General features: G+C 53.2%; 11 protein-coding genes and 1 tRNA gene. 1 reads left to right on the top strand and 11 read right to left on the bottom strand.

Annotated features, from left to right (window positions below; genetic code table 11):
• Nucleotides 1-348: 348 nt before the first annotated feature.
• From FYJ62_RS07990 to FYJ62_RS07960, 7 genes are all read right to left on the bottom strand, one after another.
• The gene (locus tag FYJ62_RS07990; RefSeq protein WP_154549171.1) at nt 349-1,602 is read right to left on the bottom strand and encodes a methionine gamma-lyase family protein; all 1,254 of its coding nucleotides are present in this window, start codon (nt 1,600-1,602) and stop codon (nt 349-351) included.
• A gap of 112 nt (nt 1,603-1,714) precedes the next feature.
• Entirely contained in the window at nt 1,715-2,995 is a 1,281-nt protein-coding gene (locus tag FYJ62_RS07985) for a uracil-xanthine permease family protein (protein ID WP_229771872.1), read from the bottom strand.
• Nucleotides 2,996-3,411: 416 nt separating this feature from the next.
• Nucleotides 3,412-4,485, bottom strand: coding sequence for a PTS sugar transporter subunit IIC (locus tag FYJ62_RS07980; RefSeq protein WP_154549169.1), 1,074 nt, complete (start codon nt 4,483-4,485; stop codon nt 3,412-3,414).
• 350 nt (nt 4,486-4,835) lie between these two features.
• A tRNA-Arg gene (locus FYJ62_RS07975) sits at nt 4,836-4,910 on the bottom strand.
• Nucleotides 4,911-4,948: 38 nt separating this feature from the next.
• Nucleotides 4,949-6,268 (bottom strand): PTS sugar transporter subunit IIC, encoded by a 1,320-nt coding sequence (locus tag FYJ62_RS07970; RefSeq protein WP_206987602.1) that lies wholly within the window; start codon nt 6,266-6,268, stop codon nt 4,949-4,951.
• Complete coding sequence (locus FYJ62_RS07965) at nt 6,261-7,508, bottom strand: DEAD/DEAH box helicase (RefSeq protein WP_195837415.1); 1,248 nt, start codon at nt 7,506-7,508, stop codon at nt 6,261-6,263. Before FYJ62_RS07965 ends, FYJ62_RS07970 begins: the two co-directional genes overlap by 8 nt.
• Nucleotides 7,508-8,224: a glycoside hydrolase family 25 domain-containing protein gene (locus FYJ62_RS07960; protein ID WP_154549167.1), complete on the bottom strand. Its 717-nt coding sequence runs from the start codon at nt 8,222-8,224 to the stop codon at nt 7,508-7,510. Before FYJ62_RS07960 ends, FYJ62_RS07965 begins: the two co-directional genes overlap by 1 nt.
• A gap of 171 nt (nt 8,225-8,395) precedes the next feature.
• On the opposite strand from FYJ62_RS07960, the gene FYJ62_RS07955 reads away from it, so the two are divergent.
• A complete protein-coding gene (locus FYJ62_RS07955; RefSeq protein ID WP_154549166.1) occupies nt 8,396-9,697 on the top strand; it encodes an APC family permease in 1,302 nt (433 codons plus the stop codon).
• A gap of 115 nt (nt 9,698-9,812) precedes the next feature.
• On the opposite strand, the gene hpt is transcribed toward FYJ62_RS07955, so the two are convergent.
• From hpt to FYJ62_RS07935, 4 genes are all read right to left on the bottom strand, one after another.
• Complete coding sequence (gene hpt, locus FYJ62_RS07950) at nt 9,813-10,388, bottom strand: hypoxanthine phosphoribosyltransferase (RefSeq protein ID WP_154549165.1); 576 nt, start codon at nt 10,386-10,388, stop codon at nt 9,813-9,815.
• A gap of 145 nt (nt 10,389-10,533) precedes the next feature.
• Nucleotides 10,534-11,880, bottom strand: a complete 1,347-nt coding sequence (locus FYJ62_RS07945) for a hemolysin family protein (RefSeq protein ID WP_154549164.1) — start codon at nt 11,878-11,880, stop codon at nt 10,534-10,536.
• 139 nt (nt 11,881-12,019) lie between these two features.
• Nucleotides 12,020-14,422, bottom strand: a complete 2,403-nt coding sequence (locus FYJ62_RS07940) for a phosphoketolase family protein (protein WP_154549163.1) — start codon at nt 14,420-14,422, stop codon at nt 12,020-12,022.
• A 181-nt stretch (nt 14,423-14,603) separates the two neighbouring features.
• Nucleotides 14,604-15,326, bottom strand: a complete 723-nt coding sequence (locus FYJ62_RS07935) for a GntR family transcriptional regulator (RefSeq protein WP_154549162.1) — start codon at nt 15,324-15,326, stop codon at nt 14,604-14,606.
• Nucleotides 15,327-15,336: the final 10 nt, after the last annotated feature.

The raw sequence follows: 15,336 nt of genomic DNA, 5'->3' as shown, positions 1-15,336 counted from the left end.
TCAAGACTGAGAGACGTAAGGGTTATGGGTATCCAGATGATGAATACTTCTTTCTGCGATTAATGGAAATATCCCGAAAGGCATCCTAAATCTCACAGCCGTTTACACAAGTTTTTATACTGAACCAAAAAAATCTATATTTTTTCAGCTTTATGAAAATTCTTTCAAATGTTAAGTGAAAGCTATGAAATTTTCGATTATTAACTGTCCTTTGGTAAATAATTTGATTCGGCATCAAAAAAGGTGAAGCTTGAGCTCTTTGCTCGCGCTTCACCTTGTTCATTTATCGAGAGTCTAGTTTTTTCAGCCGCTGTCGCTTTTCGGCTGGCTTTTAATCTTTTCCGTTCTTCAGTTATCGCCAAACAAGATTGACTTAACCGCGTTGGTCACGGCGATCTTGTCATGGGCGTAAGTCAAGCCGCCCTGCATGTAGACAGCGTAAGGCGGGCGGATCGGGCCGTCAGCTGAGAATTCGACCGTTGACCCTGAAACAAAGGTTCCCCCAGCCATGATGACTTCATCTTCATAGCCCCGCATGTGGCTTGGAATTGGGGTAACGAAGGAGTCAACCGGTGAGTTCTTCTGCACTTCCTGGCAGAACTTGATCATCTTTTCCTTGTCGTTGAAGGTAATCAATTCGATCAAGTCAGTCCGCGGCGCGTCCCACTTTGGCGAAACGTCAAAGCCCAGCTTTTCCATCAAGGCCGCTGAGTAGATCATCCCCTTGATGGCTTCCCCGGTCACGTTTGGCGCCAGGAAGAAGCCTTCATAGAATTCATGCAGGCTGCTTAAAGTTGGGCCTTCTGAATCACTGATCCCTGGGGCAAACAGGCGGCTGGCTGCCCGGTGGACCAACTCCTTCTTGCCGACGATGTAGCCGCCGGTTTGGGCTACCCCGCCGCCAGCGTTCTTAATCAAGGAGCCGGCCATGAAATCGGCCCCGTATTCTGTTGGCTCGTGCTTTTCGGAAAATTCACCGTAGCAGTTGTCAATGAAGATATAGGACTTCGGGCTGACTTCCTTGATGAAGTCGATCATTTCCCTGATCTTGGCCACCGGGAAGCTTTCCCGGGTGTCGTAGCCCCGAGACCGCTGAATAGCCACGATCTTTGGCTGGTCTCGCTTTAAGATCTTTTCCCCTTCCTCAAAGTCAACGCTGCCGTCTTCTTTCAGTGGTACATAAGAGAAGTTGACCCCTTTTTCAATCAAGGTGCCGGCCTTGTCATCGGTCAGGCCGATGGCGTGCTGCAGGGTGTCATAAGGCATCCCCGTTAAGTAAGTCAGGGTGTCGCCAGGAATCAGGTTCCCGTCTAAAGCCGTCATCAAGGTGTGGGTCCCGGAAACGAATTGCGGTCTTACCAGGGCGTCTTCCGTGTGGAAGACCTGGGCGTAGACCCGTTCGAGCTTGTCCCGGCCTTCATCGTCATCCCCGTAGCCGTTGGTTCCCTTCAGGTCGGATTCGGCGACCGCGTTGTCAACGAAAGCCTCTAAAACCTTGGCCTGGTTGTAGACGACCTGCTCGTCAATTTCATGCAGGCGGCCCGCGATCTGCTCGTCAACTTCCTTGACGATTTTTGCTAATTTTTCTGGTAAATTGTTCATGAATAACCTCTTTGTTTACTGATGATTGCTTACCTATCATAACCCAAAAGCCAGGCTTTTTAAATCAAAAACAGCCTTCCAGCCATGTGGAAAGCTGTTTCGTGAAAGCCGATCATTCACTGGCCGCCTTTTCCGGCAGAATCAGGTTCAGGACGATCCCAAACAAGGTTGCCAAAGCGATGCTGGTCAGTTGGAAAGACCCCATCTTCAAGTAAGTGCCGCCGATGCCGACCACTAAGATCACGGACGTGATGATCAAATTCCGCTTCTTTTCAAAGTCGATCTTGTTGTCGACGATGATCCGCAGGCCATTGGCCGCGATCATCCCAAAGAGCAGGAAGGAAATCCCGCCGATGACCGGGCTGGGGATGGATTCGATTACGGCTGATACCTTGCCCACGAAGGAGAAGATGATCGCGAAAACCGCCGCCCCGCCCAAAACCCAGACTGAGTGGACCTTGGTCATGGCCAAAACGCCGATATTTTCCCCGTAAGAAGTAGTTGGCGGACCGCCAAGAAAGCCGGCAATGATGCTGGACAAGCCGTCCCCCAGCAAGGTCCGGTGCAGGCCGGGATCCTTGAAGAAGTTCCGCTTGGTCAGCTTGTTCAAGACCATGATGTGACCCATGTGCTCCGTCATCGTGACGAAAGCAATTGGCGCCATGGTAATGATGGCTGCCGGGTAAAGCTTAAACTTGTAGCTGGCGCCTAAGACGTCAAAGGCCGGCAAGGAGAACCACTTGGCGCTCTCTACGCCTGAAAGGTCGACAATCCCGCAGAGCAAGGCCATCACGTAGCCGCAGATGATCCCGAGCAAGACGGGAATCATGCTTGGGAAGCCCTTGAGGAACATATTGAAGATGATGGTGACGACCAAGGTGAAGATGGCCACCGCGAAAAACTTCAAGTCATACTTCCCGCTGGGATTGAACATGGCGTCATTGGCCGCCGTCGTAGCCAATGACAGGCCAATGACGATGATGATTGGCCCAACGACTACTGGCGGCAAAATCTTGTCCAGCCAGTCAGACCCGGCCTTGCGGATGATCAAGGCCACGATCACGTAGACCAGGCCGGCCGCGATGGCCCCCTGCCCAACTGCCGGATACCCGTCGCTCTTCATCAAGGCCTGCATGGTCGCGATAAAGGCGAATGACGACCCCAGGTAGGCCGGAATCTTGGCCTTGGTGCACATGATGTAGACCAAGGTTCCAACGCCGGAGCAGAACAAGGCGATGCTTGGCTTCAGGCCAACCAGGAGCGGCACCAGCACGGTCGCTCCAAACATCGTGAACAGGTGCTGGATGGACAGGATCAGCCACGGGCCAAACTTGGGCTTGTCCTGAATGTCGAGCACGGCTTCTGGATTGCGAAATTCTTCGTTCTTTTCCAAAAATAAACTCCCCCTCATTAGTGGAACCCGGTGCAAGAAAAAAACGCCCTGGAAACCTGGCGCCTCCAAGACGGTTCAATGGCAGGAATTGATGCTTTCCCGCAGCTGCCCCCTTTTCAGCCTCACGGGACTGAATTTAAAGGTTCCTTTAACTTATATTCAACTTCATTTATCCTACTAAAAACAAGCAGCAATTGCAAGAAACGGCCAAAGAAAAGCAGGAGGCCGCTTGAGCCTCCTGCTTTAGTAAGTAGAAGTTTTTGATGCTTATGGTAAATTGATTTGGAATTGATTTTGGTATTTTTTACAGAGTTATTAATTGAGATTACTTACAAATACACTAACTTAAAGGAATTGTGCTTAAGACATTACGTTTGATGAAATGATTTGGCATAGTTAAAATTTGGATTTTCGCCTTATTGAGCAGGGCTGACAAAGTATTCAGGCTTGCACAGCTTAGTCCAGTCAACGAAGATCTTCTTCATCAGGTAACCAACCGCAAATGGTACGACTACCCAGACAAGCACCAGTACTGGAACGTTGTGGAAGCCAGCGTTGTAGGCCGCAAGTGGTGAAACGGCACCGATCAAGCCGAAACCACCGGAAGCCGGAGTACCTTGCATGCCCAGCATCGGAACTGACAGGGTTGAAACGGCTGCCGTCAAAGCAACTGGGATCCCGATCACTGGGTGTCTCAGGAAGTTTGGCATCATCATCTTGATGGCGCCAAGGAAGATGGCAACTTGCACGCCTGGCTTGTCAACCTTCAGGGTTGCCCAGATCAGGAAGGCTGCGGCACTGGCCAGACCGAAACCAGCAGCGGCTGAGCCCATGCCGGCCAAGCCGATGGCCACGGAAATTGCGACCGTTGAAAGCGGGGTGATGATGACGATGGCGAATGACATCGCGATCAGGATACACATTGGGTATGGAGCCAGCTTGGTGAAGGTGTTGATGACGTCACCGATCCCGGTAGTTACCAAGGATACGTAAGGCTTGGTCAAAGTCCCAAGCCAGCCGACGCCAGTGCCGGCCAGGATTGGGAAGAAGACAATGCTCAGGGAGCCGAAGCGGTTGCCCACCCACTTGATGAACAATACGGCTACGGCAGCCGTCAACATGGTGTTGATTACGTCGCCCATGCCAGCCAGTTGGAAGACAACGGTCTTTACGCCCTTAACGGTCGTTGGCACGGCAGTCACGCAGCCGGAACCAAGGAAAGCAGCGCCGCCGACACAGGCTGATTCAGTGTAGCCCAGGCCGAACTGCTTGGCAGTTGAGAACCCGCACATGACTGCAAAGAAGTATTGGAAGACAGTCACAATGTGCAAAAGATTGGCCACCACCGTGTTCGTGGGTGCGAATGGCGTCAAGAAGGTTGACAAAATGGCACTTGGCAAAAGTGACACGATAATGGCAGTCGCTGAACCATTGAGGACTTTCATCACAAATGATCCAACTGTTTCTTTTGGTTGAGTTGTTCCAGACATTGGGTCCGCCTCCTAACGGTACTAATCGCTTGTTCTTAATACAAGTAAAACGATAAAAACAAGAAAAATGGATAAATAAGATTTCGAACGATCAATCGAGCTTACATGAGAGAATCAATTAACGATTTAATATTTCTTTCAGTCAACTGATTGATGTTTCGAATTATAGACGTCATTTTTACACAGATCAAGGGATTTCATTAAGACTTTGATAAGTTTTTCATTTTTATTTAATTTAGCGCTTACAGGAATTTTTGACTTTACGTTTTTTAAGAATTAGTAAAAGCTAAGTCTTTTTTGAGTAAAAGAAAAGCCTGCAGACCAAAATCTGCAGGCTTAAATGCGCGTGATGACCCGGGCGAGATTCGAACTCGCGACAACCTGGTTTAGGAAACCAGTGCTCTATCCACCTGAGCTACCAGGCCATTCAACACACTATTTTACCGAAATTCATTAAAAAAAGCTAGTACTGCGCCATGAAAAAGTCCCGGTTGGAACTTTCCTGGTCAATCTGATCAGCCGCGGAGATGAAAGGCAGCCAGATCAAGACGGCAATGACCAGGTTGACGACCGCCAAGACGATGGCCCGCCAGTCATAGTTGGTCGCCAGGAAGGGGCCAATGATTGGCGGGATGATGCCGGGAACCACGGCCTGGACCCGGTTGATCCAGCCCAGACGCGTCACCACGTAAGCCAAGGAAACGTTGGCCAAAGGTGCCGCGATAAAGGGCACCAGGTAAACAGGGTTCAAGATGATCGGCAGCCCATACAAAACCGGCTCATTGATGTTGAAGACGCTTGGCGCCAAAGCGACCTTGGCCAAGGTACGGTGGTCGCTGCGCTTGGAGAAAAGCAGGATTCCGATGACCAAAGGCAGACCGACGCTGTCGACCCCGAAGACGCCAAATGATGCGGAAGTCCACAGGTAAGGGATCGCGCTCCCCTTGGCCGCGGCCAGGATGTTGGCGTTCTGCGCCGTGGCCCAGACCGACCCGATAACCGGAGCCATGACCCCGTTTCCGTTGATGCCAAAGAACCAGAAGATCTGGATCAGGCCGGTAACGACGAAGACCATCAAGAAGCCCTGGCCCAAGTTGGCCAAGGGCAATTGGATGATGTGCAGCAGCCATTCACCAAAATACTGGCCAGTCATGACCTGGAAGAGATAGTTGCCCCCGCCAACGACAAAAAGGGAGATGATGACCGGCAGCATGGACTCAAAGGCCGCCAGCTGGGCATGGGGCATCTGGCTGTAAATGGGGATCACCAGCCGGCCTTTGACGCACAGAATATAGATGGCCACGCCCAAGCCGCCAAACAAAATGGCGGTGAACATCCCCGTCGTCGACAATTGCTGGATGTTGAAAGCGTCATCGATTCTGAACCTGGTCTCCCCCTTGGTCAGGTAGGCGTAATTGGCAATGCTCATCATGAATGAGGACAAGGAAGTCATGGCCCCGGCCAGGCGGTTGACTTCAAAGGTCCGGGCCAGCTGGTAGCCCCAGGCCAAGGCAAAGAAGAGGGCAAACATGGCCACGCTCCCCCGCCAGACGAAGTTGCAGGCGCCTACCAGCGGCTGCAGGAGGGTGGCCAAGACGTGCCAGTTCCAGTTCTTGTCAGCCGCGTTGATCAAGCTCTTGATCAAGACGGCAAAAGAGCCCGTCACCGTAATTGGCAGAGTCGAGACAAACGCGTCGCGCAGAGCCACCAGCCAGCGCACCGCGGCGATCTGGTTGGCCAGCGGCAGCAGGTAGCGCTCAAGCCAGTCAGCTGCCCTATTCACTCTTCTTCTCCTTCAGATAGTGCGGGTGGTAGCCCTTGTTCTTGTTCTTGCGCTTCTGGTGCTTTTTCTTTTTGCCCTTGTCCGCCTGCTTGCCCTGGCTCAGCTTGCCCTTGTCTTTTTCGGCCTTCTTTGCCGGCTTGTCCGTGCTCAGGCGGTAGCCGGCAAAGTAGACCCGCTGCAGCGTGATTTCCGGCACTTCTTCCAAAAGCTTCTTCAAATCGCGGAAGTCGTGGTCGTCGCCCAAGGTTACCACGTAGCCCTTCTGCTCCATCCGTCCCGTCCGGCCAGCCCGGTGGGTGTAGGTATTGACGTCTGCCGGAACTTCATAGTTGATGACGTAGGTCAGCTTGGGGATGTCCAAGCCGCGCGCTGCCAGGTCAGTGGCCAGCAGCAGCTTGGTCTTGCCGCTGGCCAGATCGGCCAGGGCTCTTTGCCGCTTGTCCTTGGACATTTCATTGTTCAGCATGGCAAATTTGGTCTTGGTATGGCCAAAAATCCGCGCGAAGCGGGTCATGCTTTCGTTTGAGTCAAAGAACAAGAGCCCGCGGAAGTGGTCCAGCTTGGTCAGTCTTTGCAGGAATTCAATCTTGTGGCTGTTGTCCACCTGCAGGAAGTCGTGGTCGGTCTGGCTGCCCTGATCCGGTCTGACGTCGACCAGGAGGAAGTTCCGAGCAAAAATTGCCTCGGCTTCCTTGGTGATCTGGGATTCCGTGGCCCCAAACAAAAGAATCTGGCTGCTGGACGGCAGGTTTTGCCCTAAAGAGCTTAAAAGGTCCAGCTTGGCAAATTCCAGGATGTCGTCGGCTTCATCGATGATCAAGGTCTTGATCTGGGCCAGCTTGATCCGTCCGCTGGAGAAGAAGTCAAAAAAGCGCCCTGGCGTGGCCACCAGCACCTCGGCCGTCCCCTTCTTCAGCTTTTCATCCTGGCGCTTGCGGTTGCCGGCCCCTACCAAAGCCAGGGTCTTTAAGCCCAATGCCTGGGCAAAGGGCTGGATCGCGTTGCGGATCTGTACGGCCAGCTCCGTTGTTGGCGCCAAAACGACCATGGCATTTCTTTGCCCGGCCGTGACCCGCTCCAAGCTCGGCAAGGCATAAGCCAGGGTCTTCCCGGTCCCGGTCTTGGCCAGGCCGATCAGGCTAGCGCCGTGCTTGATAGCGTCAAAAGTCCGCTCCTGAATCAAAGTCGGCTTGCTTTTGCCGGTCTTCTCCAATACTGCTTGAATTTTCTCATTATACATCATTGCGTTAATCGTCCATATTTCTGTTCATACTGCTGACTGGTGCCCATATAGGCGTACATTGTCACGGGCCACTTGAGGCCGGTCATCCCGCTGACCTGCCCCTTGGTCGAATACTGCCAAAAGCAGTATTTCAGCTGGCTCGGGGTCTTTCGGTCCGTTGACAGGAACTCGCATCCTTTTGGAAAAAGCTTGGCATACTTGCTGTCGGCCCTGACCATGACCGTGCGGCGCTGCTTGAGCAAAAGCCGGCTCATCTGAGCCAGGCAGGTGAGATCCGCGGCTGAGGGGTCGCTGCTGCCGGCATCAAGCAAGACAGGCAGGCTGCCCAGCTGGCTGCCAGCCTTTTCCTCCAGGTACTTGACCTGCGAGCGGGCCGACTGGCGCGAGTCAACCTTGACCCGGGTGCCGTAAGCCAGCTTGCTGCCCTTGAGCTTCTTTCTAAAAGTTAGATAGGACCGATCAAACTCCCGCTTGCCGGTCGTGGCCTGCAGGTAGACGAAAGAAACCCCATTTTGCTGCAGCCGCTCCAGCCTGACCGCGGTCTGCCGCTGATCCAGGCCGATGCCCACCGTGCTCTGCGAGGACCCGTGAGGCAAAGTCGTCTGGGCCCGGTAATTGGATATGCCATAAGCGAGCAAGGCCAGGGCCGCGATTAAAAAGCTGATAATCGCCGGCAAGGTTGCCCGGTGTTTAAAGTGTCGATTTTGGTCCATCTCTGCCTCCTGCTTTCATTTTATACAACAAAACAGGCCCTGTCATATCAAATTGCTTCAGTCAGCACTGAAAAGCGCCAATTGCTAAAGACCAGACCCATTGACGGTTTCTAGATATAGTAAATTTAAGTTATAATAATAAGCATCAAGAAATTAATCGAGGTAAAAAAATTGCAAAGACAGATTTCCTTTGGCCAGGCGCTGGCAACCGTGGTTGGTTCCGTCATCGGGGCTGGCGTTTTCTTTAAAATCGGCACCATTACCCAGCAGACCGGGTCCCCGTCCATGACTATTTTCGTCTGGATTCTGGCCGGACTCATCTCCATCTGTTCCGGGCTGACGGTCTCTGAAATCGCGGCTGCTTTGAACGTCAACGGGGCCATTGAATACCTGGACTACACTTATGGCAATATCTGGGGCTTTCTTTTTGGCTGGGCGGAAATGACCGTCTATTTTCCGGCCCAGATCGCGGCCTTGTCCGCCATCTTCGGCGAGCAGTTCGTGACCCTGCTGGGCCTGAAAGGACTTGACTCCAAATGGGTCGCGCTGGCCCTGGTCCTCTTCTTGCTGGGGATCAACCTCCTGGGCACCAAGGCCGCGGCCAGGATGCAAGCGGTCGTGACCGTCATCAAGCTGATCCCTTTGGCCTTGATCATCTTCTTCGGCTTCTTAAACCCGCATCCCGTGGCCGTCTCCTTGTTCCCGCCGGCGCCAGGAGCAGACCAGTCCTGGCTTGGCGCGGTCAGCCAGGGGCTCTTGTCTGCCCTTTTTGCCTTTGAAGGCTGGATCATCGTGACCAACCTGGCCAAAGAGGTGCGCGATCCCACAAAGGACTTGTCCAGAGCCATCATCATCGGCTTGAGCGTCGTCACCGTCATCTACGTGCTGATCAACTACGCCTTTATGACCGTGCTGCCTTTTGGCAAGATTGTCGGCAACCAGAATACGGCCTTCTATGCCTCCTTGCGCCTTTTCGGCCCAGTTGGCGGGAAATTCGTCACGACCGGGATCCTGATCTCAGTCTACGGGGCCTGCAATGGCTTCATGCTGACCGGGATTCGGACGCCCTTTATCCTGGCCCAGGCTGGCCGCCTGCCCTTTTCCAGCAAATTGGGCCGCTCCTCTGTGAGAACTGGCGTCCCGGTCTTCTCCGCCCTGCTCGTGGACGCGATTGCCCTGGTCATGATCGCCCTGGGGAGCTTTGACATCCTGACCGATATGCTGGTCTTCGTGATGTGGACCTTCACCACCCTGCTCTCCGTGGCCGTCTTTATCCTGCGCAAGAGAGAGCCGGAACTGGAGCGGCCCTTCAAGGCGCCCGGCTACCCGTTCATCCCCTTGATTTCCGTCATTGGCGGCTTATTCATCATCGTGATGACCGTCATCAACCAGTTCGTCTTGTCAGTCATCGGCCTGGGGCTGACTTTGCTGGGACTGCCAATCTACTACTGGGTCAAGATGACCAGGGATTGAGCTTTTCGATAAAACAAGAAAAAACGATCCAGTTCAAGTGAACTGGGTCGTTTTCTGTATGCGAACAAAATTCTAGACTTTAGGAATTGCCAATTAATGCCTGCTGGTCTAAGGACTAGTTGTCGTTTTCGTGCTTCTTGCTGAATTCTTCAACGACTTGCGGCTTGATCACGCCAACGTATGGCAGGTTGCGGTAAAGACCGGCAAAGTCCATCCCGTAGCCGATGACGAATTCGTTGCCCACGTGGGTGCCGTAGTATTCAACTTCGACTTCAGTAGTCCGGCGGGCGGTCTTGTTCAAGAGCACGCAGCACTTGACGGACTTGGCGCCGCGCTTGATCATTTCGTCCTTCATGAACTTCAAGGTCAGCCCCGTGTCGACGATGTCTTCCACGATCAAGACGTCGCGGCCGGTCACGTCAGCTTCCAGGTCGTGGGTTACGGTAATCTTGCCGCTTGATTCAGTGCCGTTGCCGTAGCTGGAAACGTCGATAAAGTCGATGTCGCAAGGCAGATCCATCTTCTTGAGCAAGTCGACCATGAAGAAGATTGCCCCCTTCAAGGCCCCAACGACCAAGACCCGCTTGCCGGCGTAATCCTTGGTCAATTGCTTGCCCAGGCGGGTGGTCATTTCATCAATGTCTTCTTCGCTAAACAACTTGTGGTCTACTGCATCGTGAATACTCTTCATTATCTGACTTCCTCAATAAAAAATTATCCTAATTTCGTACCAATACCGTACGTAAAGACTAGCTTCAATTAATATATTCAGATTATAACATTAATTACGAAAAAAGAGGCAATTTTCTCCAAGAAAATTGCCTCTTTTCAGAATTTTAAGTTTCTTTTTTGGCCTGATCGTTTGCCTTTAGCTTTTCCACGACGAACCAGCGCATAAAGCCCTGTTGGATGTCCTCCAAGGTAAAGCGGTAGCCCTCAAATTCAACCGCGTCGCCCTTCTTCAGGTTCGGGTACTGCTCCATCATATAGCCGCCAATGGTGATGATGTCGCTATCTTGGAAGCACTTGAGGTTCTGGTGGAAGTAGCGCTCAAAGTCATATAGGGTCGTCTTCCCTGAAACATGAATCTCGCCTTCGCCGTTCTTGATGATGTATTCATCGGAGACGTCATCGATTTCGTCCTTGACCGAGCCGAAGAGCTCTTCGTAAATATCCTTGTCAGTCACGATCCCCGAGGTCCCGCCGTATTCATCCACGACCAAGACGATTGGCGTGTGCTTGCTGATCATTTCCCGCAAGATATCCTGAATCGGCATGGATTCCGGAACCGTGATGATGGTCCGGTTGATCCGGCTGACCGGAACGGAAGCATCCGTCCGGCTCTGCTGGACGATATCGTAGGCATAGACGTAGCCTACCACGTCGTCCTTGTCATTGTCTCTGACGACTGGGAAACGGCTGTAGCCGTCATCCAGGTACTTCTTCAGAGCCGTCTCGACCGTTTCGGTCGCGTCTAGAACCGTCAGACGGGTCCGGTCAGTCATGATGTCCTTGGCCACCTTGTCGTTAAGCTCAAATGCCCGTTCCATGTAGGTCAAGTCTTCCTTGTCCAGGGCCCCGCCATGAACGGCGTTCTTGGACAGGCGGATGATTTCTGACTGCGAGTAGACCTCATTCTCCTCATCAGCCGGCTTGAAGCCCATCAGCTTCAAGATGCCCGCGCTGCTCGTGTTCAAAAGCCAGACGAAGGGATATACGATCGTGTGGAAGAGGTGCAGCGGCGTTACGATCCCCATCAGCATCTTCAATGGCTGATCAATGGCAATGTTCTTTGGCACGACTTCCGTCAAGACGACTTCCAGGTAGGTCAGGAAGATCACGCCCAGCAAAGCCCCCAAAGTATCGACCAGGTGCTGGTTCATGGGCGTCAGCTTCAAGAGCCGCTCAAAAATGGTGGACAAGGTGTCCGCCCCAAACCAGCCCAGGATAACGCCGACCAGCGTGGTCCCAACCTGGGTCGTGGACAGGTACTCGTTCAAGTTGTGAGTCATGTGCAAGGCCCGCTTCAGCTTCTTGACGTTGCCGTCTTTATTGGCAATCTTGTCCTCCAGCTGGCTTGGCCGCACTTGGACCAGGGCAAATTCCGCGGCCACGAAGAAGGCCGCGAACACAAAGATTATTAGAATAGCAAGTAAATTTATCCAGATTTGCGTCGTACTCATCTAAGTCACCTAATTTATTATTGAATGCTCTATGCCTATTTTAACATTCTTTTTCACAAAGTTGCCCTAGCTGACCAAAATATAGGCCAAAAAAGGAGCCGTGGGGCTCCTTTTAGGCTTATTCAGCTTGTTTTCTGGCTTAGTCATCCAAGCCGCGCCAGTGCCACTCAGTGACTTCCGGAATATCGGTCCCATTGTCGCGGATGTAGTCGTGGTGCTTGGCCAGCAGGCGGTCCATCTCATCGATAAAGGCCGCGCTCTTGTCCTTGAGGGCTGGGATCTGCTCAACCGCGTCCTTGGCCAGGTCAAAGCGGTCAAGGTGGTTCAAGACCCGCATGTCAAACGGCGTCGTAATGTCCCCGTTTTCTTCATAGCAGTGGATGGAGACGTTGTAGCGCTTGCGGGCAAACCAAATGGCTTCCATCATGGTCTTGTAGCCGTGCCAGGCAAAAATGGTCGGCACGTCGCTTGGGAAGAGCCGGTCGAATTCCTCCTGGGAGATGGCGGCTGGGTTGTCCTTGGGCGCCATCAGCTTCATCACGTCGACCACGTTGATGTAGCGAATCTTCAAGTCTGGGAAATGCCGGTGCAGAATGTCGATCGCGGCTAAGGTTTCCATGGTCGGCTCGGTTTCAGTCGAAGCAAAGACGACGTCTGGCTTGGCATCCTTGTCGGTTGAGGCCCAGTCAACGTAGCCCAAGCCTTGGCTGACCAGCTTGGCGGCTTCGGCAGCCGTGAACCATTGCGGCCGCTCCTGCTTGGAAGTTACCAGGAGGTTGATGCATTCCCGGTCGCGGAAGGCCTTGTCGGCTACGGCCAGCAGGGTGTTGGTGTCGGCTGGCAGGTATTCATGGATCAGGTCTGGCCGGTTCTTTTCAAACAAGTGGGTCAACAGACCTGGATCTTGGTGGGTGTAGCCGTTGTGATCCTGCTGGAAGACGGTTGACGTAGCCACGAAGTTCAATGATGGGTAATCGCGGCGCCAGTACTGCTCCTTAGCCTTGCGCAGCCACTTCATGTGCTGGGTCAGCATGGAGTCGACCACGCGCCCGAAGGCCTCGTAAGTGGCAAAGAAGCCGTGGCGGCCAGTCAAGACGTAGCCTTCCAGCATCCCCTCGTCCTGGTGTTCTGACAGCTGGGAGTCGATCAGACGCCCCTGGGCAGCCAGTTTTTCGTCATTTGGCTCATGAATGTCGTCTTCCCATTGCCGCTTTTCCTGGTCAAGGAAGTCAAACAGGCGGTTGGACTTAGATTCGTCCGGCCCAAAGCCGCGGAAGCTACTTGGGTTCAGCTCGGCCACCTTGGTCAGGTACTTGGCCCATTCCACCATGTCTTGGGCGCTCTTGGAGCCTGGCTTGCCCACTTTCAGGGCATAGTCACGCCAGTCAGGCAGGTTCAGGCGCTTAGGATTGAGCCCGCCGTTGGTTACCGGGTTCATAGCCATTCTTTGGTCGCCGTGAACCGCGTTTTCCAGAACCAAGGCGGTTGGGTAGCCATTTTCATCGAACAGTTCTTCCGGCTTGTAGCTCTTCAGCCAGTCCAGCAGCAGCTCCTTGTGGTCCATGTGCTTCTGGTCGACTGGGATTGGAATCTGGTGGGCCCGGAAGGAGTTCTCGATCGGCTGGCCATCAAGGTCGAATTGCGGACCAGTCCAGCCCTTTGGGCACTGGAAGATGAGCAGCGGCCAGTGGGCAAAGGATTCATCCCCGTTTTCGCGGGCCCGCTTCTGGATGGCCTTGATGTCTTCAATGATGGCATCCATGGTCTTGGCCATTTCTTCATGGATTTGGCCAATCTCCTTCATCCCGTCAAAGCGCCCGCCCTTGAAGGTGGAGACGAAGTAAGGCTTCCAGCCCATCCCTTCAAAGTACTTGGTCAATTCTTCATCGCTCATGCGGGAAGTGATGGTCGGGTTGGAAATCTTGAAGCCGTTGACCTGCAGGATTGGCAGGACGGCACCGTCCTTGACCGGGTTGATGAAGCGGTTGGCAAACCAGCCAGCAGCCAGCGGACCGGTTTCAGCTTCCCCGTCGCCGATTTCAGTTGTGGCAATCACGTCCGGATTGTCCAAGATGGCACCGGTCGCGTGGGAGAGCGAGTAGCCCAGTTCCCCGCCTTCGTGGATTGAGCCTGGAGTTTCCGGCGCCGCGTGGGAAGCCACGCCGCCTGGGAAGCTGAAGCGCTTGAAGAGCTTGGCCATGCCGGCCTCGTCCTGGGTGATTTCCGGGTAGCGCTCAGTGTATGACCCGTCCAAGTATGAGTTGGAAACCATGACCTGGCCGCCGTGGCCGGAGCCTTCAATGTAGAACATGTTCAAGTCATACTTCTTGATCACCCGGTTCAAGTGGGCGTAAATGAAGTTTTGCGGCGCGATCGTGCCCCAGTGGCCAACCGGCTTGATTTTCACGTCTTCAGCCGTCAGTTCTTGCTTCAAAAGCGGGTTCTTCAGCAGGAACAACTGGCCAACTGACAGGTAGTTGGCTGCCCGCCACCAGGCGTCAACGCTCTTCAAGTAGTCTTTTGAGTCATAGTCAACAGTCATGATTTATCTTCTCCTTTGCAATTTGCGAAGCACTGGCTCTGCCAATTTCTCAATCGTTATCTATGCTTTAATCATACTCAGTTTATAAATTGATGTCAATTTATTTGATAATTGGTAGTACCCAATTTAACCATTTTTTACAAAAAAAGACCAGCCATGGAAAATTCCATGACTGGCGTGCCTAATTCAAGTTGACGAAAGTATTAAAGCGCATGTATTTGTAGTGAACCCGCATCGTGGACACTTCAAAAGGCGTCCCGTCAGCTAAAAAGAAGATCCCGGACATGACGCCGACCGGCTCGGTTGCCTTGAGCTGCAATTGGGCCTGATCCTCCGCGCTTGACGGCTCAACCGTGATCGTCAGGTAGGACTTGGTCACGTCCTGGCCCTGGTCGCTTTGCAGGTAGTTAAACAAAGAGCCTTGCAGAATATCGTCGTTGAGCTCCGGCGCGATCTTGATCGGCACGAAGCCCTCTTCAATCAGGAAAGGCTGGTCATCCAGGAAGCGCAGGCGCTTAAACTGGTAGACAAAGTCGTTTTCATTCAAAAAGAGGTCCTGGGCCGTTTCGGGACTGGCCTTGACGGCCCGGAAATCCAAGAGCTTGATTGACTGCTTTTTGCCTGGAGCCGTAAAGCTGTCGGTCAGCCCCAGGTTGGAGCCTTCATAGCGGAACATGGACTGGTTCTTTAAGTAGAGCGGGTTGATGAAGGTCCCGCTGCCCCGCTTCTTAAAGACGATCCCCTGGCGCTCCAACAGCTCCAGGGCCCGCTTCATCGAAGTCCGGCTGACTTGGTAGTAGTCTGCCAGACTTCGCTCGTCTGGCAGCCGCATCCCCTCGTACCTGCGGGCCATGATATTCTGCTTAATATCATGCATTACTCTGCGGTATACGTAATCTGCCATCTGATCACCT

Origin of the sequence: Lactobacillus porci, assembly GCF_009695985.1 — a bacterium.
Taxonomy (GTDB): Bacteria; Bacillota; Bacilli; order Lactobacillales; family Lactobacillaceae; genus Lactobacillus; species Lactobacillus absianus.
Note: the sequence above shows the minus strand (reverse complement) of the source record. Positions and strands in the feature narration are given on the sequence as shown.

Excerpts from the sequence above, each read along its gene's own strand:
- FYJ62_RS07990 (WP_154549171.1), bottom strand. The coding sequence starts at position 1,602 with ATGAACAATTTACCAGAAAAATTAGCAAAAATCGTCAAGGAAGTTGAC.
- FYJ62_RS07980 (WP_154549169.1), bottom strand. The coding sequence starts at position 4,485 with ATGTCTGGAACAACTCAACCAAAAGAAACAGTTGGATCATTTGTGATG.
- FYJ62_RS07965 (WP_195837415.1), bottom strand. The coding sequence starts at position 7,508 with ATGTATAATGAGAAAATTCAAGCAGTATTGGAGAAGACCGGCAAAAGC.
- FYJ62_RS07960 (WP_154549167.1), bottom strand. The coding sequence starts at position 8,224 with ATGGACCAAAATCGACACTTTAAACACCGGGCAACCTTGCCGGCGATT.
- hpt (WP_154549165.1), bottom strand. The coding sequence starts at position 10,388 with ATGAAGAGTATTCACGATGCAGTAGACCACAAGTTGTTTAGCGAAGAA.
- FYJ62_RS07945 (WP_154549164.1), bottom strand. The coding sequence starts at position 11,880 with ATGAGTACGACGCAAATCTGGATAAATTTACTTGCTATTCTAATAATC.
- FYJ62_RS07940 (WP_154549163.1), bottom strand. The coding sequence starts at position 14,422 with ATGACTGTTGACTATGACTCAAAAGACTACTTGAAGAGCGTTGACGCC.
- FYJ62_RS07935 (WP_154549162.1), bottom strand. The coding sequence starts at position 15,326 with ATGGCAGATTACGTATACCGCAGAGTAATGCATGATATTAAGCAGAAT.